This window comes from Hymenobacter swuensis DY53, assembly GCF_000576555.1.
Classification (GTDB): domain Bacteria; phylum Bacteroidota; class Bacteroidia; order Cytophagales; family Hymenobacteraceae; genus Hymenobacter; species Hymenobacter swuensis.
The window spans coordinates 3,967,879-3,987,923 of record NZ_CP007145.1; the positions used below are offsets into that span (position 1 = coordinate 3,967,879).

The 20,045-nt window shown below is 59.8% G+C and carries 15 protein-coding genes; 2 read left to right on the plus strand and 13 right to left on the minus strand.

Annotated elements, in window-relative coordinates:
- Positions 1-190: 190 nt before the first annotated feature.
- From HSW_RS18390 to HSW_RS18410, 5 genes are all read right to left on the minus strand, one after another.
- Positions 191-1,159, minus strand: a complete 969-nt coding sequence (locus HSW_RS18390) for a bestrophin family protein (protein WP_044003186.1) — start codon at positions 1,157-1,159, stop codon at positions 191-193.
- A 158-nt stretch (positions 1,160-1,317) separates the two neighbouring features.
- Positions 1,318-3,174 carry a MutS-related protein gene (locus HSW_RS18395; RefSeq protein ID WP_052346606.1) on the minus strand — a complete coding sequence of 619 codons (1,857 nt, stop codon included), beginning with the start codon at positions 3,172-3,174 and terminating at the stop codon, positions 1,318-1,320.
- Positions 3,175-3,258: 84 nt separating this feature from the next.
- Positions 3,259-4,407: a hypothetical protein gene (locus tag HSW_RS18400; RefSeq protein ID WP_155833050.1), complete on the minus strand. Its 1,149-nt coding sequence runs from the start codon at positions 4,405-4,407 to the stop codon at positions 3,259-3,261.
- 13 nt (positions 4,408-4,420) lie between these two features.
- Positions 4,421-5,518: a hypothetical protein gene (locus HSW_RS18405; protein ID WP_044003188.1), complete on the minus strand. Its 1,098-nt coding sequence runs from the start codon at positions 5,516-5,518 to the stop codon at positions 4,421-4,423.
- 25 nt (positions 5,519-5,543) lie between these two features.
- Positions 5,544-5,978, minus strand: coding sequence for a RidA family protein (locus HSW_RS18410; RefSeq protein ID WP_044003189.1), 435 nt, complete (start codon positions 5,976-5,978; stop codon positions 5,544-5,546).
- Between the two features lie 113 nt (positions 5,979-6,091).
- Between HSW_RS18410 and HSW_RS18415 the strand changes: the two genes are divergently transcribed.
- Complete coding sequence (locus tag HSW_RS18415) at positions 6,092-6,883, plus strand: energy transducer TonB (protein ID WP_044003190.1); 792 nt, start codon at positions 6,092-6,094, stop codon at positions 6,881-6,883.
- A gap of 97 nt (positions 6,884-6,980) precedes the next feature.
- Positions 6,981-8,558: a diadenylate cyclase gene (locus tag HSW_RS18425; protein ID WP_052346607.1), complete on the plus strand. Its 1,578-nt coding sequence runs from the start codon at positions 6,981-6,983 to the stop codon at positions 8,556-8,558.
- A gap of 7 nt (positions 8,559-8,565) precedes the next feature.
- On the opposite strand, the gene HSW_RS18430 is transcribed toward HSW_RS18425, so the two are convergent.
- From HSW_RS18430 to HSW_RS18465, 8 genes are all read right to left on the minus strand, one after another.
- Positions 8,566-9,093, minus strand: coding sequence for a hypothetical protein (locus tag HSW_RS18430; RefSeq protein WP_155833051.1), 528 nt, complete (start codon positions 9,091-9,093; stop codon positions 8,566-8,568).
- A gap of 165 nt (positions 9,094-9,258) precedes the next feature.
- A complete protein-coding gene (locus HSW_RS18435) occupies positions 9,259-9,756 on the minus strand; it encodes a PaaI family thioesterase (protein WP_052346608.1) in 498 nt (165 codons plus the stop codon).
- Between the two features lie 144 nt (positions 9,757-9,900).
- Positions 9,901-11,880, minus strand: a complete 1,980-nt coding sequence (locus HSW_RS18440; protein ID WP_044003193.1) for a DUF3857 domain-containing protein — start codon at positions 11,878-11,880, stop codon at positions 9,901-9,903.
- Between the two features lie 97 nt (positions 11,881-11,977).
- The gene (locus tag HSW_RS18445; RefSeq protein ID WP_044003194.1) at positions 11,978-13,942 is read right to left on the minus strand and encodes a DUF3857 domain-containing protein; all 1,965 of its coding nucleotides are present in this window, start codon (positions 13,940-13,942) and stop codon (positions 11,978-11,980) included.
- Positions 13,923-17,231, minus strand: coding sequence for a toxin-antitoxin system YwqK family antitoxin (locus HSW_RS18450; protein WP_044003195.1), 3,309 nt, complete (start codon positions 17,229-17,231; stop codon positions 13,923-13,925). The genes HSW_RS18445 and HSW_RS18450 overlap by 20 nt, the downstream gene beginning before the upstream one ends.
- A gap of 120 nt (positions 17,232-17,351) precedes the next feature.
- Positions 17,352-17,840: a PPC domain-containing DNA-binding protein gene (locus tag HSW_RS18455; RefSeq protein ID WP_231501319.1), complete on the minus strand. Its 489-nt coding sequence runs from the start codon at positions 17,838-17,840 to the stop codon at positions 17,352-17,354.
- A gap of 183 nt (positions 17,841-18,023) precedes the next feature.
- A complete protein-coding gene (locus HSW_RS18460) occupies positions 18,024-19,280 on the minus strand; it encodes a DUF4097 family beta strand repeat-containing protein (protein ID WP_155833052.1) in 1,257 nt (418 codons plus the stop codon).
- 3 nt (positions 19,281-19,283) lie between these two features.
- A complete protein-coding gene (locus HSW_RS18465; RefSeq protein WP_044003198.1) occupies positions 19,284-20,036 on the minus strand; it encodes a hypothetical protein in 753 nt (250 codons plus the stop codon).
- Between the last annotated feature and the right edge of the window lie 9 nt (positions 20,037-20,045).

Sequence of the window (20,045 nt, forward strand, 5' to 3'; positions counted from 1 at the left end):
AGGATATGCCGCGCCGTTCCGGATGACGACTTTCAATACAAAGAACTCCAATGAACTGACCGTCATGCTTCGGTAAGCTAGGAATGGCCTCCTGCTTCGGTAAAGTACCATCCTAACCTCAGCACGCAAGAGTCCTCGGAAAGCTCGGGATGACGTGCTGCTTAGCTTCCAGCGGTTGCCGGCCTACATGTTAATACAGGATATCCTCTACCGGGTCCAGCTTGGGCGGCACTTCGGTTTCGCCCAGCATCTGGCGCAGGTCGATTTCGATGCTGCGGCAGATGGCCGTCATCGACACGTCGTTCATATTGTTTTCAAACGGATTCTCGCTGCTGTGACCCACCGTTTCGATGGTGGCAAACACCCAGGATACCACCACCGAAAACGGTACCGTCAGCCAGATGTGGCTCGTGCCCATCTTGGCGAATTCCGTCACGAGACCCAGCGGCATCATAGCTGTAAACAGGTACACGAATACCATGCTAAAAAAAGCGTATTGACGTGGAAAAGGCGTGTTCTTTATTCTTTCGCAACCGCCCTGCAGGTTATACAGCACCTCCAGCGTATTCATCATGGTTACGTGCTGGAAGTCGTTGAGCAGGCCCCGCTCCTCGCGTAGCTTGCGCAAAGCCGCTGCCTGCTGCCGGATAATCTGCGCGGGCGGATTAGCCATCTGGCGGAGCTTTTCCGACTCTTCTTCTTCCAGGAAAGGGGCTACGGCCGCGTCCCACTGCTCGGGCTGACGGCGCAGATGAATACGCAAAGCGTTGCACCAGGCAATCTGGCGATACACCATGCGCCGGTGCCGCTGGGTCAGTTCCTCGGCCGAGGCAGCCGGGGCGTCTACCCCAGGAGCATCCACCACGGAGGTAACAAATTCCAGAATCTGGACGGCCGTGGTGCGGCTGCTGTTCACGATGCCGCCCCAAAGCTGCCGACCTTCCCAGAAACGGTCGTAGGAGCCGTTGTTTTTAAAGCCAATGTAGAAGGCCACGGCAGTACCCAGCGTAGCCACCGGTTGCCACGGAATAGCCACCGCGTGAATATTCAGTGGCCCGTACACCAGGCAAACCAACGCGCTGTACACCGTAAAGATGACAATGGATTTCCAGCCGAGTTTCCAGATTATATGCCAACGGAGGTTTTCGCGGATGTACACAGAGCAAAGTGGAATAGAAGCGTGGAGTCAGAAAGAGTGGCCGGCAAGGTAGAAGCCCAACATTAACCTCCTATTAAACCGGCCGGCTCTCCCTGCCTCCTACGGCTAAGCGCCCACCTATAGTTGCCTCAGGCCTCCATCCGGCCGCATACTATTGGTTATTCCACCACAATCCCCATCAGGCGCATCAGTTGGCTGGCATTGAAAGAGCGACACATGCCCGGCGTGAGCTGGTAGTCGAAGCGCAACGTCCCGTCGGGGTTCAGGTAGCTGTTGAAGCTCACGTTGCGCACGTTCTCAGGCAGGTCGGTTTCCAGCGCGGCCAGCTCTAGGTCGTGGGTACTGATGAGGCCGCTGGCGGGCCGCTGCCGCAGCTGGTACACCAGGGCCCGCGCGCCCCGGTGCCGGTCTTCGGAGTTGGTTCCCTTCAGAATCTCATCGAGCAGGTAGAAAACCGGGTATTGGCTGGTGGCTGCTGGTTTTTCGGGGTTGCTTTCCGTCAGGTCCAGCAGCAGGCGCAGGCGCTTCAGCTCGGCATAGAAGGAGGAAGTGCTTTCGGCCAGATTATCGTTGGTACGCATAGCCGTGAACACCTGGGCCGGGCCGCAGCGCAGCGCGGCAGCCGGAACCACTGCTCCAGCCTGAGCCAGCACCAAATTCAGCCCTACCGTGCGCAGAAACGTGCTTTTACCGGCCATGTTGGAGCCCGTCACGACCACCGTCTGACCGGCTCCGGCCGTTTGAAAGTCGTTGCGGACACCCTCACCCCCGAACAGCAACGGATGGCCCAGCTGGGTAGCTTCCAGCGTCAGGGCCGGGGCGGTTACGTCGGGCTCGGCGAAGGTCGGGTTAGCAGCCCGGAACGCGGCCAGACTCACCAGCGCGTCTAGCTCGGCGGCGGCTTCCAGCAGCGGCTCCAGGCCGCCCTGCAACCGGCGTTTCCAGCGTTCCAGCTGCCATATGCCCCACAGGTCCCATAGCAGCAGCGTGTTCAGTACGCCCGCTACGGCCGGGTTCTGGCGGGCCGAGAACCACCCCGCCACGGCAGCCAGCTGCTTCAGTAACCGGGCGGCAGCCGTGCCACCGGTATCATGTAGTACCCGGTGCAGGCGACGCAGCGCAGGGCTTTGCCACTCACCGGCTTCAAACAGTGCCAGTTGGTCGTGAGCGGCGCGCAAAGCGTCGCGCATGGTGGTGGCCTGCTGGTAATAGTCGGCCCGAATAGCGGCGAAGCGAGCATTTAAGGCAGCGGGCAGAGCCAATAGTACCAGCCAGAGGTTGCTATAGCCGTTGAAAGCCGCCAGCACCGCCCCTACCGCCAGTACGGGCAATACTACCAGTAATGGCAGCAACCACGCACGGGAAGCAAAGAAATCAGGAGTGCGCAGCCAGCCGGCAAACTCGCGCGGGTCCCGCTCCTGGCGGGGATAATGGCGGGCTCGGGCCTGCCATTCCTGCTGCCAGACTACATCAAGGGCCAGCTCAGCGGCAGCCTGCTGCCGCTCGCGCACGGCCGCCGGCGCGGCCGGGGCCAGCAACCAGCCGGCCAGCCAGTCTTGGCCCAGCCGCGAGGTACTACGGTTCAGCAGCTGAAATACCGAATGCGTCCCGAATACGTCCAGGTCGGCGGCGTAAGGGTGCTGGGCATCCAGATAGCGCAGGCCGGGGTCGAAGCCGCTAAGTTTGCCTTCCAACCGGGCCAGCTCGTCGCGGTTGAGTTGAGCCAGAAGCCGGTGATGCTCCCGCTGATAGCCCACTTTGCGGTGCCACTGCACCAACCCCAGAAACGCCAGGTATGCGGCTAATATTACCCCGAAGCCGGCCAGGGTTGCGCCGGCACTGAACAGTACCCAGGCCCCCACAACCGCCCCACCAAATACCAGCAGCCGCACCAACGCCACCAGCCGGTGCCGACCGGCAAAGTAGGTTTCCCGCTCGGTGTGGTGGGTCAGGTTTTCCCGGAACAGCTCGGCGGGAGCAACGGTAAGCTTGCGGAATTCGGCAGAAACGGGCACGGCAGCAGGTACGGATGAAGCTGCGAAGGTACGGCTACCGGATGCTTCTGTGCATAGCAAGATCTGGCCCGGCCAAGCTACCGGTTACAGTAGGCGCCGTAGTGGGCTTTGGGGTTTCAGTAAGCGGCCCATTTCGGCAAAGGTGAACGATAACCGGAACTGCTGGGCGTAGATTTTGCGCGTGAAATTCGACATGTTCTCGTATTCCACAGAGTGGTCAAAGGAAATCTGGCCGTCCTCTAGCAGCATGTCCCCCGGTGGGTTGTCGGGCCCGATGCGCTGGCTCCGCAGCCCGGCAACATCCGTTGAATCCTGTTCCTCACTGTCCTCCGCCGATGGGTCGAGGTAGGTGGCTATCTGTTGTTGCAGCTTCGCGTTGCAGGCTGCCAGGAAGGCGGCTTTCCGGGCCGGGTCAATTTCATCTACCCCCAGCGTTTCGCCGGTGCGCAGGTCTACTATCACCGACCAGAAGCGGCTGTTCACGTTGGCGGCCGTGTACTCGTCGCGCAGGGCCACGCTCAACAGCCCCCGGTCGTTGTAGGTCACCCGCGAGTCGATGCCACCGTAGCCCTGGTAGCTGCCGCTTTCGTGGTTTCTGTGTTCCTCGCGCAGTTCCTCCAGCTTCTGCTCCGACAAGGCTTCGATGTCAAACACCCAGTACAGGTCCTGCGTCACCTTCATATCCGCTACAGTGAACTGCGGAGCGGTAAACTCGCCAAAATACGTTTGCTCGCTTACGTGCGCCTTCTGCACCGGTGCGCTGGCTGCGTACGGTTTCAGTTGAGCTGGCAGCTGCCGACCCGATTTTGCTGCCTGCCAAGTACCAACGAGGCCGCTTTGTGGTGTGAGGCGCAGCCGAAAATAGGCGAATGGCTGAATGGTTTTTCCTGCTTGCCCCCAGCCGGCGGCTACCGTATCGGGGCGCTCCGGGTTCATCTCCCGCAGCCATATTTCTCCATCGGAGGCCCGGAATCCCCAGAGCCGGATGGGTTTCTGCTGGCTCAGGTAGTAGTAAATACCCGTCAGTTCGGCCCTGTCATTCTGAAAGTTGATGGCCAGCAGGAATGGGTACTTACCGCCCAGGGAGCCTTCATAGTCGCCCAGTGCCGTGGTTGTCGGCAGGCTGCTGACGGTGGGAACCGTAGTGGTGGCTACGGGCTTCTTCGTGGCATTCTTCGGGTCACAGCCCCAGAGCAAAGTCAGGCCCAGCACGGCACTCAGTAGTATTCGCACAAATAATCAGGGGTTAGAGTAAGCGGCGCAGCGGGCTGTTGGGCTTCAGAAACGGCTTGAGTTCGGCGTAGGTGAGCGTTATCTGAAAATTACCCGTCAGTACTTTCCACACAAAGTTCGACAGGCCATCATACGAAACCGGGTGGTCGAACACGAGGCCGTTGGTACTGATGGTGTACTCATCGGTGCTGCCCAGGGAGAACTCCTGGCCCAGCACCCCGGCCTTGTCCTCTGCCGACAGAAAATCATCCTGCTCATATTCTTTGGTTTTTACCGCCAGTTTCCGCTGCCCCAGGGCCAGAAACTGCGGTAGCAACTCCGGCTTCAACTCATCGGCCAGCACGATAGGAAAGCCGGTTACCAGATCCAGGTTATACGTTTTACTGTCATACCATACGCTGGCACCTACGCCTTCGGTTAAGGCAGTCAGGCTCAGCAGGCCCCGGGCGTTGTAGTTGACCGAGTAATCTGATGACTGAGTGCCGCTGTGTTCTTGCAGTTGCTCCCGGAGGCCGGCTACATCGTCGTTGGTCAGGTTTTGCAGGGAAAGCCAGTGCGTCAGCAACCGACTCACGCCCGCGTCTGGCACCGTTACCACCGGCACCCGGAACGAGTTGAGGTAGGTTTTGGGCGTTATATGCGCCACCAGGCCCGACGGGCGGGTAGCGCCTCCAATGCGCCAGAGCTTCACGGGCAGCAACGTGGTACCAGAGGCGTTGTACCACTGCCCCAACAGATGCGGCTCATTGGCGTTGCTCAGGCCAATGGTAAACCAGCCGGTAGCCGCCGCATCTGCCGCCGTATTTTCGCGCAGCTCCAGCTCCTGCGTAGGAATGCTGGCGCGGGTGAAGCCGCTTAGCACCAGGGGCTGCCCTTTAGAAAGATAATAATACGTGCCCGTTACCACCGTGTCGGCCGGGCCAGGGTTGAGCTGCAGCCGAATGGCATATTTACCACCTATCTGCCCCTCGTAGGTGCCCGTTATGGCTTGCAACTTTGCTACCTGCTCGGTCCGAAGTTGGCTCCAGGTATCCGTGTTCTGCGCCTGAGCGGCCGGATAACAGCTCAGCACCGTCAGCAGCGTGGTAGCCGCTCTTGCATAGCTACTCATAGAACTGATCGACTCCTGTAACTGGCTAAGCCGGCAGTGCCGCCATACACTTCAGCTCAATGGCAATGGGCGTGGGCAGGCAGTTGACCTCCACTGTCGTGCGGCAGGGCTGGTTGGTCTGGAAATACTCGGCGTAGAGGCGGTTGTAGGTGGCAAAATCGTCCCGCATGTTGGTCAGGAACACCGTCACGTCCACCAGGTCTTCCCAGCGGGCCCCGGCATCCTCCAGTATGTAGCGCACATTCTGGAACACGGCGTGGCATTGGCTTTCGAAGTCGTAGTGCAGAATACGGCCCTGTTCGTCCAGCTCCACGCCGGGCACCTGCTGCTGCCCCCGCTGGCGCGGCCCCACGCCCGAGAGGAACAGCAGGTTGCCCACGCGGCGTGCGTGCGGATACAGGCCTACCGGCTCGGGGGCGCGGCCGGAGTGGTGGGTAGCGGAAGTTACGTCAGGTTGCATAGCGTCAAATCTACCGAAAAGCCGTTCTTTTCGTATCATCCGGAAACCGTGGCATGGGCTGGTGCGGTTGTTGTCCCAGCTGGTCAGTCCGGTCCTCTCTGCTCCCGTCCGTTATGAAACACGCTTTCCGTCTGCTGCCGCTGGCTGCGCTGCTGAATATGGCCGCACTGGCCCCCACCGTGGCCCAAAAGCTCAAATACCCCAAAGCTCCGGCGGCGTCCGAAATCTACGACGCGGTGGAAAAGCCGGCTGTGCCGGTGGGTGGCGTAGAGGCTTACGCGCAGTATCTGGCCGATAAACAGCAATACCCCACGGCCGCCTTACAGGCCGGCGCGCAGGGCACCGTGACGGTGACGTTTGTGGTGGAGAAAACCGGAGCCATTTCCAACGTGACCGTGTCCCAGCCCGTAAATCCGGCCCTGGATGCCGAGGCCATCCGGCTCATCAAAGGCGGACCGCGCTGGACGCCTGCCCAGCACCGAGGCGGCGTGGTACGGCAGCGGGCCACGGTACCCATCAGCTTTGAAATTCCTACTGAAAACGGCGCGGCAGCTACGGCCGGCACTCCGGCTCCGGCAGCGGGTGCCGCTACCACTCAGGTAGTGAAGCCCGACCAACCCGCCCGGCCCGTGGGCGGCACCGACGCGTTTTTTGAGTGGATTCAGAAAAACCAGAAGTATCCGGCGCTGGCCCTCCAGCGCAAGGTGCAGGGCAAAGTGCTGATGGAATTCGTGGTGCAGAAAGATGGCACCCTGACTGAAATAAAGCCCGTTCAACGCCTTGGCTCCGGCCTCGATGAGGAAGCCATCCGGCTGATTAAGGCCGCGCCGAAGTGGCAGCCCGCTACCTACCAAGGGCAACCCATGAAGCAAAAAATGGTATTGCCGGTTCTCTTCACGCTGTAGCACCAGTAAAATATTCTTCTGCTTTTTCCGTCAGCCTGACTAACTGGGCTGAGTCTACCGGGCCTGGCTGCTTGCTGAACCCGTTTTCCTTCCCGCTATGTTGTCGCCTCTGCCCCTGATTGCCGCTCCCCCGGTTGCTTTCGGAACTCCCCTACCCCTGCCCGCCAGCTTCTCCATCTGGCCCTACCAGACCCGCTTCCGGCAGGCCGCGCAGGCCATTGCCACCGGCATTTTCGACAGCCTCGACGAAGACCTGGACCCGTACGTGCTGCTGCTGGCCCTGCCCGCCGATGAGGAGGACCAGCCCGATTTCGACACGGCACCGGCTGCCATTTGCCTGGAGCCCATAGACTGTGGCCTTGAGGGTCTGGCTTTCGGGGAGGCCCGTTCTCGTGGCCGCTACTACCAATATCTGCATCCCTGGAACGCTCCGGAAGGAGAGCTGATACCGGAAGAAATAGTACAGCGCAAACGGGTAGCAATAGGTTTGCGCCAGGCAGTGCAGGAAATACTGGAAGATCTGACCAGCAGCGGCAAATTTCAGTATTACGCCGGCGCACCAGTCCGGATTCAGTCGCACTTTGTGGTACCGGTGCTGCGGCTCAACCGCAAAGTAGTGCAGGCGTATCCCACGCTCCAGAAAAACCGCTACTACACCGACGGCCGCCTGCTTTCCCACTCCCTGCTGATGTCGGCCGTACTTCGGTTTCATGAGGAGTGCTTCAAGTCGCTCACGGAGCCTGAGCCGGGTTCCGGGCTGCTGGTGCGCCCCCGTGAAACCGACGAAATCGTGCGCTCGGCCGGTAAGCTGTTCATGGATACGCCGGCCCAGGACCTGGGCATGAACCCGTCGGCGACCAAGCTGTTTGCCACCTGCAATACTATTTCCTCGCTGCGCTATGAGGGTGAGGAAGGCGTGGGCAAGCTGCTGCTGGCCCGGCGCGGCCACCCCAACCTCTCGGAGGTATTCGCCCTTACCTGCCCCACCCCCCTCACCGATTACCGGGCGGTGCGCAAACTGCTGGAAATGACGACGCAGGATGTGAGCCTGTTGGCCGACGGCGAGAATGTGTACGCCTTGGGTCGGCAGGTGGGCCAATACGATGCCACGCGGGAGGATTTGTTTGTCATCAACTTCGTGACGCACTATGCCTGGGAATTTCAGCACGGCGGGCAGGTGCTTATGCGCGCCCACTATGGCCTGCCCAGCCTGCCGCGTACCCGCCTCAACCGCGCCCGTTTCCGCCGCGACCTAAAACGCACGTTCCAGCTCACTGACAGTGCCAAGGTAGAGCGCCTTTGGGATGTGGTAGTAGAAGCCAGCCGCCAGAAGCACGGCACCCTGCTGGTCATCACCACCGAAGCCCTGGCCGAAGCCGACCGCCTCAAGCTGCAATGCACGCTTATTGAGCCGGTACCCCTCACCCCGCTCATCACTCGTCTCGTCACTGCCATCGACGGCGCCGTGCTACTCGACCCGGAAAGCTACTGCTACTCTATTGGCGTCATTCTGGACGGGAAGGCCTCCGGCCACGGTACCAGCACCCGCGGGGCCCGCTATAACTCCGCCATCCGCTACGTGGATAGCTCACCTTATCCTTGTCTGGCCATCGTGGTCAGTGAAGACGGACTGGTGGACGTCATCACCAAGGAAAGCCTGCGGGAGGAGAACTAGGCGGCAGCTACCCCGCCTGGGCCAGCTTTTTCAACTGCTTCAGCTCCGCTCGTTTCACGTCCTTAAGCTCCTGGCCCCGGTTGCAGAGGCTAGTGGCAAAATACGGGGGGATGGGCGTGGCCGGACCACCATACGGGGAGGCCTTCTCGCTGATCTGAAAACCATACAAAAGGTACTCAGCCCCTGCCTTGAACTCCCGGCCGCACGAGGCACTCTGCGTTGCCGACGACACCAGCACAGTGTCCTCGGTAGTTAGGCCCTTATACTTCCGTGACACGGTAAACGTATAACGAAACGATTCCTTTCGCACCATTTGGGTACGCTGCTCCAGGGGCCCCGTATCCGAAACCTGTAGGGTATCAGTAGTTACCACGGTTTCTACGGCAACCACCCGTCCCACAAACACCAGCGCGTCGCGCTGATAAGCAGTTGCAATCTGTTGTTTCTCGGAGCCGCTGCCACCAACGCAGGAACACGCTAGTGCTACGGATGAGTGGAGAAACAGGAACATGGCAATAAGAAGGGCAGGTCTCATACAGATTAGGAAGCTGGTTCTTACTAGCAGATGCCAGGCCCATTCATATTCCATATGAATGGGCCTTATTTTTTCCTGTCAAACAGAAGTATCTTGGGTCAGCTCCCGATTCTACTAAGGCACCGGTTAGTGGGCATCCCCTTGTAGTGTCCTCCCAACTACCCTTTACTTCTTCGCCCGGAACGACCACGTAATCCGGAACACGGCCACCACGTCGCCGGCGGCATCAGTACCGGTGCTGGTGCAGACGACGGTGCGGCCTTCCCCGGTGGTGCGGCTTTCGGCAATGGCTTGGCCAATAGCAGCTCCATCAGTGCTGGTGAAGCGGATAAGGCCCACGGCTTTCTTCGAGAAATCAGCCTCCAGCCCTACCACCAGCATAGATACCGGCGAACCGGCCTGCACATGCATCATGCTCAGCAGGCCGCTGGCCATTTCGGCCGCCATACTCAGGCAGGCAAAGTAGATGCTACGGAACGGGTTCTGGGTAAGGTATTTGTACGGCACCGTCACGGTGGCCCGTTCGGCTGTCAGCTCCGCAATGCGCAGCCCGGCCAGGTAGGCCATCGGCAGCCGCCGGAGCATGAACAGTTTTAGTTTAAGCGGATTGCTGATGTCGCGGCGGAATTTCTCCAGGCGGACGGTATCGGAGGTACTAGTCATGGCAACGTGGGTTGGGCGGTTGCAATGAACGAAAAATACTCGGCATGCTGAGTATCTCCTTTTGGTTTGGGCTGCTTTATAGAAACCCCAAAGGCCCCATCCTGTGCCAGGAATGGGGCCTCTTATTCCGTTCAGGGTATACGATTACCCTTTCTTTTCCAGCACCAGTACCACTTTATTGAAGTTGGCGGCGGCGTTTACTACTCCCCGAAAAGCCTCAAAATCGGCTTTGGGCCAGCGGATCTGGCGGTAATACTCCCGGATGGTAACCGTGACTTTCTGGCCCTGCTGCTCGTAGCTGGATTTGAACAGGTACTCCGGGCCGGCGGCCGTGGGGCCGGCCTGCACATCGAAGTTCAGATCCTGCAGATTGCGCACCTGGTAGCCAGCCGGCACCTCGAAGGTGATGGTGCGGTTGTAGCGGCGGTTGAAGTCATTCTCCACGTCAAACTGCCGTTCATCAGCCTGGTACAGCTCCGATTGTGGCCCCAGCAGCGTACCGACCTTGAATAGGTACTTCGGTCCTGCCCGGTCCAGTAGCGCCACCGACTCGACGGTGGCATCAATCAGGAAGGGCTTTTCTAACGGGTTCAGGCCGGTTTCGCCGTTGGTAGATTCCAGCTTCTGAAAAGCAGCATCGGGCACGTTGCTCTTGATGACGCCCTGCAATACTTCGGGCCGCTTATCTTCCGGAATCTGCGCGAAGAAGGGCTGAATCTGTTGGGCATGGTAGCCCCCCAGCGTTTCCCGGATGGTCACGGTGCTTTTATCGAGGTTGGGGGCAAACTGCACAGCTATGTTCAGGTCGCTGGGGCTTTGGTCGGCGGTGAGAGTCGGGATTTCGCCGATTTTGCCCACGGCCGTTTCCGTGCTGCCCAGCTGCACGCGGCGCACAAACAGGCCTTTGTTCGCCGTCCATTCAGCCGGAATCAGAGGCAGGCGGTAGTCGGGGCGGCCGGGAGCCAGCCACTGCTTGGTGCTCGGGAAATAGAAAACCGGGTGGTCGAGGTAGTTCCAGGTGTCGAAGGTATCGTCGAAGGGGGCCTCGCTCCGGTCGTTGGTCAGTACCAGCTCGTGGGCAATGTTGAGCCGGTTCATGAGGGCGGCAAACAAACGGGCAAACCCCGTTTCGGAGGCGGAACGGTCGGTCACCACGCGCGTGAGGTTTGCCTCGCTGCCGTCTTCGATCAGCCGGAAATTGGTTTTGAGGTAGTTTTCCAGTACCGGCAACGGCTGGGTGGCGGGCAGGTTCATCTGCTTGAGCAGCTTGTCCACTGCTTTCAGCTCGTCCTTATTCCAGTTATACACGCGGTTATAGAGGAACTGGCTGGCATCGGCCCAGGTAAAAAGCCGGGTGCGGCCCCGGGCGGAGCTGTAGGCAAATTTGTATTCCAGCCGCTGGCGTTGGGCCTGGGCATTGGCAAAACCTTCTTCCCGCAGGGCCGGCACATCGCGCAGCGTAAGGCGGCTGACGCGCTTCTCGTTCAGCACCGTGTCGCGCAGCAGGCCGCCGGGGTAGCGGCGCACTTCAAACGTGAGGGCCTCGGGCGTAATCAGCTCCACCTGAATTTCGCGGGTGAGTACTTCGCTTTGTAGGTAGATGCGGCCGAAGTAGCTGGGAGCCCTCTCCCGTGTGAAGAGGTATTCAATTTCACTGCCTTTCTCCACGCCTTCTACGGCAAACACCTTGTAGCCCCGGCTGCCGTCCTCGTCTTTCAGCTCCTTCATGTTGCCTTCCGCCACATCCACAATTTCCCCCCGAGGGCTGATGGTGCGGGCTTTCAACGACAGGATGCGGCCGCCATCCTGCACGGGCAGGTAGATTTTGTTGAAACGCTCAATGCCATCAGACGTGTTTACGCGCACGATGCGGTGGTCTACTGAGTACAGCTTGAGTTCCCGACGCGCATCCACGGCAAATTCCTCTGCCCGGAAATCATGCAGTACCACGGCGGGTTGTTTGCTCTCGGCGGCGGTAATGGTGAGGGGTTTGCGTTTCGCCTCCCAGGTGTAGGCGGCGTAGGTAATGGCCGCCGGGGCAGTTTGGGCCTGCACAGTGGCGGGCAGCCACAGCAGCAACCCGGCCAGTAGCAACGGGGTGTAGCGTTTGAATAGCGTTATCACGGAGAAAGAAGGAAATACAAGCCAGAAGAAAACCGGGCGGAGCTAAACCGCAAACGACCTGAAAGCGCAGGACCGCCCCGGCGTGAAATACGCGGCGCTACGCTTTTTTGCGCTTGAGAATAATGGCGTCACGGTACGCCGCATTGAGCTTATCTACCACGGTGTTCCATTGGCCGAACTGGGCGGGTTCCAGCATCAGGTAGTTCACGAACACCTCCTTCTCTTGGATGATTTTAGTGCCTTTCCGCTCGTAACGAATGGAAAAGCCCAGCATCTGGTCCTGGCCGGTGGTGTTGGCAGGCAGGTAGGTTACCTCGTACCCGGCCGGCACCTCAAACTCGGTGCGGGTGCGGGTGGTATGGAAGTAGTCGTTGGTGCGGGCCAGGGTACGCTTGGCGGGGTCGAGACGGTCGGCGGCGTACCGCTGGTCGAGGTTGAGGTTTACGTACACTTCGTCATCGAGACGCTGCACATAATCCTGCAAGCGGTACTCGTAGTCCACTACCAGCGGCTGGTCGCGGGTGTCGAGGTCGTGGACCGCGTACTTGTCCACAAAGAACTTGTTGTTGCCACGCTCCACCAGGCTTTTCACCAGTTTGGCTTCATCGGTAGGGTTGAGGCCGTCGAGGGCGTAGGAGTGGCGCACTTTGGCGTAACCATTGAGGGCCAAGCGGCCCGTGCCGCGCAACCCGGTAGTACCATCAAGCACCACGACCGAGCTGTCAACGGTGCGGCTGCGCTGGCGCTCCATCACGGGCACGCTCACCACCTTGCAGTTCTTGCCATCCAGCGCCAACAGCGCATCCTTGCCCTGAATCATCCAGGAAGGCATGCCATAGGGCGTGTATTTGCTGGTGGCATCCAGAAACACGTACTCGCCGGGGCGGGGCTCATAGGTGGTAATCATGTGGTTATCCACACCGGGCGTGGCCAGGTCAGCGTAATGGTAGGGCAGGTCACGGGTGCCAATCCAGGTGCGGTACGATTTTACGCCGGCCATGCGCAGCATTTCGTGCAGCAGATTGGCCATGTCCTTACAGTCGCCGTAGCGGCTGGCGTACACGCGGCCGGCGTCGTGCGGGATAAAGCCGCGCAGGCCGTTTTCAAAGGCAATGTAGCGGACGTGGTCCTGCACCCAGTAGTAGATGCGGGCTACCTTCTCGGGCTCAGTGCGGGCACTTACCGTCAGCGAATCCACCACCCGGCGCAACGCGGGACTTTCCTGCTTATCGAGGCCGGTCACAAAGCCCGAATACAGGCTGTAGAGTTCGGGTACTCCCCCCAACAGCTTCCGCGTTTGACCGTTCACCTGGGCTTCTTCCACGAAGAACACTAGGTGCGGCACGTAGTAGCTTGACTCCGGGCCATCGGCTTCCCGTTTGGCGGCGGGCAGGTTATCAGCCACCCAGCGGTAGATGACGTTGCTTCCCTTTTCCTGGCGGGTGTACGTGACTTTCCCAGTCGGAATATTGAACTGCTTGGTATTGAGGCGCACGGTACGCGGGGCCGTTATGACCAACTCAGCATGTTGCACGGGTACGTAGCTGGCGAAGTAGAACGGGTTCAAAAAGCGGGCATCGGGGTGGCGCACCGTATAGTCGCACACGGTGCGTACGCCGGGCGCCACGGCCGGATAGGAAAAGCTCACCACCCGGGCATCATCGAAGAAAATACCCGGCCGGATTTCAAATTTATCCTTGAATTCCGTCACCTTCAGCGCCTTATAGTCGTTGGTGGCAGGCAACAGGGTGCGGGCCTCAATTTTCTGAAGGCGGTTGAAGTGGGAGCTGTACACCTGGTCCGGAGCGTACATATCCGACTGCCCGGCCAGGTGCAGCATATCGTAGTGGTGCCGGGCCACTACCTGCACCGAGTCGCCTTTCAACTCTACCGTCAGTTCCTGGCGGTAATCGAGGTACACGGCCTTCTCGGCGGGATATTGCTGCTTGAGCTGCATGAACTGCTGCACCGGCTGCTGCGCCCGGGCCTGCTGGCTTATTCCTAATAGCAGTAACCACAGCCCCAGAGCCCACTGCCCCGAGTTAACGCGTTTCGTAGACATGGGTATTCCAGTAAAAATCAGTTCGTAAGGGTTTGCCCTGCGCGTCATAGTATACCGTAGGGCCGGCTTTTTCACCGCAACGGAAGGTTTCTTCGCGCTCCAGCGTGCCATCGGGGCGGTAGTAACGGCTGCGGCCGTGCAGCTCGTCAAACGCGTAGGCTTCCTCTTCCTGCACCTTGCCGTTGGGGTAATAGGTAGTGAGCGTGCCCGTCAGCTGCCCATCGGGCGAGTTCTGGGCCCGCCGATACACTTGGCCGGTGCTGTAATAATAGGTACGGGAGCCGCTGAGGGTACCTTTCTGGTATGTTTCGGTAGCGGCAGGTTTGCCGTTGGTGAAAGTAGTGCTGATGGTGCCGACGGGTTTCAGGTCGCCGGTGGCTTTACCATCGGGGCCGGGGCTACGGAAGCCCAGCAGTTCCCCATCGGCGTACAGCTTTTCCAGCAGCAGTTCGCCTTGCATATTGTAAATGCGCAGAGGTCCGTTCAGGTCATCGGCGGCGTAGGTGGAAACCTTTTCCAACTGTCCGTTCTCGAAGTAGCTGCTCCACTCCCCTTCCGACTCACCGCGCTGATAAGTGCCTCTGCTGCGCAAGGTGCCCGAAGCATAGTAGTACTTCCACTCGCCTTCCCGCTTACCGTCACGGTAGGTACCTTCCTCCACCAGCTTGCCCGTGAACGGGTGGTAGGAGCGGTAAGCCCCTTGCCGGTTGCCCTGGTCCATTTCGCTGGTAACTTCGGTTTTGCCGTTGGGGAACAGCCATTTTTCACTCCCTTGATAATCATAGCACAACCAGCCGCTTTCAACGCGGGGCTTACCATTGGGGTAGTGCATAGTGAAGGCTTTGGTGGTCGGCTGCACCACTAGGCGGTCTACTACTGCCCCAACGGAATCGAAGGAAGTGATAGTGAGGGGCCGGTCATACTCCAGCCACCGCTCCTGAGTGAGCTTGCCGCCGGGTGTATAGCTGCGCGTCTGGCCATGCATGGTGCCGCTTTGCAGGTTATACTCCTCACTAAGCTGACCGGTAGGGTAATACTGCTTCCAGGTACCCTGCTGCTCCCCGGCGGTGTAGTAACCCGCCCGTTGCAGCTGGCCGTGCGGGTAGTAGGTCTGCGAGAAACCATCCAGCTGGTCGTCCTGGTACTGGTTGCGCTGACTGACCCGGCCGTTGCTGGCGTAGAATTCCTCTGCGCCCTGCTGCTTGCCATTGAGGTAGTTGCGTACTGTAGCCAGGCTGCCGTTGCGCCGAAACCAGCGCCATTCGCCGCTCATGCGGCCATCGGTGTACGCACCCGTGAAGCGGGTAACGCCATCGGGACGCACGCCTTTCACTTCGGTACGCCCCTTTTTGGCAATAGCCGTCTGACTTATTGGCTTGCCGGCCGCGTCGAAATACGTGAGCTTGGTTACGCGCCCCTGGACGTACTCCAGCTCACTAAGCAGCCGGCCATCCTTGTCGTAATCTTTCAGTGTTCCGTGCAGCTCGCCGGTAGCCGGGTCAAACGTCTTCTCGTCGCTGGGCTTGCCGGAGGCGTAGAACGTCTGCCAGCGGCCGACCTGCTTGCCGTGGTCGTATCGGCCGGCACTGGCCAGCTGCCCGTTCGGGAAATAGTCTTTGTAGTCGCCGTGCAGCTCACCCTGTTCGTACGCGCCTTTGCGTTCCAGCTGCTTGTCGGGGTAGAAGACCTCAAAGGCTCCCTGCCGCTTATCGGCCACGTAAGTGTACGTGGCTTCGGGGGTTCCATCGGGGTAGAAATGAGCGGAAGGCCCTTCCAGCTTATCAGCGCGGTAATTGGCCCGGCGCTGCAGCTTACCGGTGGGATAGTAGAACAGGGCCTCGCCGGTGGCGTCACCATTCTCGTACTTACGCGCCTCCCTTGCCTCGCCGCAATAGTGGTACAGCTTGGCCGTACCCACAAGTTTACCGGCCTGGTAAGTACCGTCCACCGACAGCGCGCCGTTATCATGATACTCCGCGTAGCGGCCTTCCAGCAGCCCCTGCGCATCGTAGTTCATGTCCTTGGCTAGCTGCCCGTTGTCGTGGTATTCGCGCCAGCGGCCGGTACGCTTGCTATCCGCCGTGAAGGAGCCTTCCTTGCTGACGGCTCCGGCTTTATCCAGGAACAGCCAAGGGCCGCGCAGGCTTTCCAGGTCGCCATCTTTGGTGGTGCCTTCGCCGATACCCTGGATCTTTTTCTCGTGAAACCAGGCCGTACGGCGAGTCCCTTCAGGCTGGCCAGACACGGGCTGTTGCACCCGCAGGCTCAGTAGCGCCTGGGAAACGGCCTGGCTCATGCGCTCCACTTTGCTTTTGTTGGATTTCACCCACTGGCTGGCCCGCTTATCATCGGCGGAGTACAGAATGAGGTAGGTGAAGGCCGTCAGGTTGTCGTCGCGGCGCAGGGCTTCCACCATGGGGCCGTACGCCCGGAGCCAGAGGTCGGTTTCAGAGGAGCCACCAGCCGGAAATTTCTCTATCAGCAGCTGCGCCTGCTTTACAATGTTGGCATCGAACTTCACCTTGGTGGTGTAGTCTTTGCGCAGGGCCACTTTGGAGGTCAGCAGCAGATCCAGGTCCTGAAAGGCGTCGTTGGGCACGAAGGGCTTTTCCCGTTCCTTTTCTTCTACTTCCTGCGTGTTAGCGGCAATATTCTCGGCCAGAATCAGGGCTTGCTGACTGTTTTCCGAATCGGGCTGAATGGCCAGAAACGTAAGCAGGCTGATAAGGGCCCGGGCCGTCTGGCCCTGCTCCAGTGCCAGCCACGCCAGTTGGTAATGCGTGCCCGGGTGCATGGGCGCCAGCTCCAAGCTCCGCTGCCAGCTGGCCAGCGCGGCCGGCCGCTTTTTAAGCGCATCGTAGCTCACGCCCTGGTTGAACCACAGCAGCTGGTTGTAGGGCATGAGCTTCAGCCCATCGGTGTAGGCCCGAAAGGCTTCGGACTCATGCTTCAGGTTCTCTTCGGCTTCGGCCAGCACGTAGTATGGCTGGGCATCGTGCATGTGCAACGCAATGGCCCGGCGGCTGGCTTCGGCGGCTTCTTTGTACTGCTTGTTCTGCAGATAAGAAAGGGCCAGCTCGCCCTGAATCCCTACGTAGCCGGAATCGGAGGAAGGTACCAGCAGATACTGCCGGATGGCCCCGGCAAAGTCGCCTTTATCATGCAGTGCAATGCCCTCCTGCAAAGCCCGGGAGGCGGTGGGTACGGTAGCCGGCTGCTGTTGGCCGTACGCCGTGGCGGCAGCTCCGGCCCACAGGCTCAGGAGCGTACCGTACGTAAAAACTCGCATTAACGTAAACTATATAAAACACCTCATCGGCCCTGCCGCCCTTGCGGTGGCCCGCTGATAGTTCCACAAGTATACCTGTTTTGCGTGGCTTGAAAAAGGCCCGCCAGCGTTTCGGCCGGCCTATTTTTTCGGTTTCGACCGGGGTTCTTTCCGGGTAGGGGCGGGAGCAGTTGCACCGGGCGCGGCCGGGTACACGGCCAGCTCCTTGTACCCGAACGTGGTATCTGTTTCCCGCCGAAAGTCCAACTCCGGCAGTTCACCAATTACCAGCTCGGCGGTGGTGTAAATCAGATTCCCATCCAGCAGATGCCCGCCGATGGTGCGCCCCGTGGAGTCAGCTACCGACAGGTGCAGGTGACTCCCTTCCACCGACAGTGTTCCTACCAGCGACACGATTTCGAAGTGGCCGTGGTATACCGTGGGGCCCTCCTGATTGGCCAGCCGTAGCGTAGTGGTGGTCAGGCTGCCTACGCCCGTCAGCACGCAGGCCGCCCGCAGTTGATGTCGGGTTACAAACGCCAGCAGTTTCTGCCGCAAATCCTGACCGGGCCGGAGGCGCAGGGCGTACGTACGGAGCGACGAAGAGGCAACGGCAGAGGCAGCAGACATAGCAACAGGAGCAGTTTGGGCAACGGCAGCCGGGGAAACACCCAGGCCCAGTAGCCCGATCAGTAGAAAACCACGCATAGAGAAAGGCAAAAGCAGAAGGTCAAAAGTAAGCGCGGCACCACGTTTTACCGGAGCAGCCGCGCTTTTACTTTTGACCTTCTGCTTCTGACGTTTTATCCGTTCCTATCGGTTGAAGCTCACGTTGCCGTAGCGCACTTTGATGTTTACGTTACCGGCATTACGCGCCTGAACCGCCCCGAAACTGCCCTGCGTATCACTGGAGGAGGCGCTGCTTTCCTCCGATTCTACCTTCACCAGCCGCTTATCCACCAGCAGTCGGCCGTGGTCAGTATTCACATCGAAATCAAAAGCCGCCCCATCGGGGAAGTTCAACAGAATGGTGCTGTAGCCCCCATCCACGTTGATCTGCCGGAAATTTTTACCCGTACTGCGCACTTCAAAGTTGGGGCAATACTGCAGTTTCATGTCCAGCTGATTACTGATTTTGTCAATGCTGAATTTGGAGTAGCCGGAGGAGCCACGCAGGTTCCGGACCGTGCCTAACGCCACGTCGCCGTACTTGCTATGCACCGTCAGGTCCTGCACCGTGCTGATATCGATATCTGAACTGTTGTTGCGCAGTTCCACAATACCGCCCTCAGTAAGGCGCAGCTTGGAATACGAGGCCTCAATGGTAGCCCGTCGAGCGTAGGGTATGGCGCACTGCGCGTTACCCACACGCACGGTATTGCGCGGGCCATCCAGCCGGGCAGTGCGCAGGCTGCCATACTCAATAGCCAACTCGGTGGCTCCGGTCAGGTCGCCGGTTACACTGATTTCACCGAAGGTATTATGCACGGCCAGCGGCGTGTTTTTAGGGACCCACACCGTATAATTCACCTCGTAGAGCTTGGTACGGCTCCAGCATTCCCGGGGCATGGCCCCAAAGCGCGAGCGGGCTACAATACCGCCGGTGGCAGGGTCCTTGTCCTGCAGTTGCACCTGAATCATTTCCTGGAGCTGCTGGGCTTTTTCCTCCGTTTCAGCGCGGGTAATGATATCCACGTCGGTCCGGATTTCGGGGCGGTTCCACACGTTCACCTGCACCCGGCCGTAGCGGGTATCCAGGGTGTAGAGCTTGGTGGCGCTGGCCGGAAACGTACGGCTGAGCTTCCGGACTTTCTCGACGGCTGGCGTGGGCTGCGCTTCTTCCTGTGGCCCTTGGGCAGCACCTTGGCCTGGGCTGCCCTGCCGGGCATCGGGCGTACCCTGCTCAGTAAACTGCGCTAGCAATGCATCCGGCTCCCGATAATAGGCAGTGGCTACTTCCGGCTGCACTATAGCCATCTGGGCATGCCCCGTCTGGCCGGCCACACTCAGCAAGCCAGCCAGGAATACCAACCGCCCGGCCCGACGAAAAAACAACGAAGTGGGGCGCATGATTTATGGAATCCGGCGGCTATCGGCCACCATGTAAGGTTGGCTATGATAATCCCGGATTCGCTCCCGGGTGCGCAGCTGCTGCGTCAGCAGGTCCAGCCGGATCTGCATGTTGCGGTTCATGGCTTCCAGCACCACATCGGGCTCGGGGTTGCGGTACAGCTCTGTTTTCAACTGCTGATACGTAGAATCCAGGGTGGTAAGCTCCCGCTGCCAGTCGGCCCGGGGCATGGCGGCAGCGCCCTCCTCGTCTACCTCACGCAGTTCCCGCTGGCGTTCCGTAATCTGGGCGGCGTAGTAAGACTCCATGCGCTGCACAGCGGCGGCCAGGCGTTGCTCAGGACCATCAGAAGTAGCCGTAGCCAAAAGGTCAGGGCTGGAATACAGGGAAGGCTCGCCGGGGGTAGCAAGGGCTACGGCCGGCTGCCCGGTGCGCGTCCAGATGGTCGCTTCGGTGCGGTGCTGCCAAAACCAAGTCCCTACCATCAAGAGAGCCGCTACTGCAGCAGCTACCCCATAAGGACGGGCCGAGCGTACAGCAGCCGTATCGGGAGCGGCAGCAGGAAGCAAAGGAGTAGTCTCAGCTGTTGGGAAAAGTGGCAATACGCGCAACGGTTCGGCAGCAGTATCTTCTTCGGGAGCCATTTCCAGCTCCAAAGCAATATCGTCCCAGAGGTTCGGCCGGGGCTCGAACACATCGAAGTCGGCGCGGTGGTGTTCCACGAAGGCTTCCAGTCCGGTTTTCTTCTCGTTCATGGCAGGTGG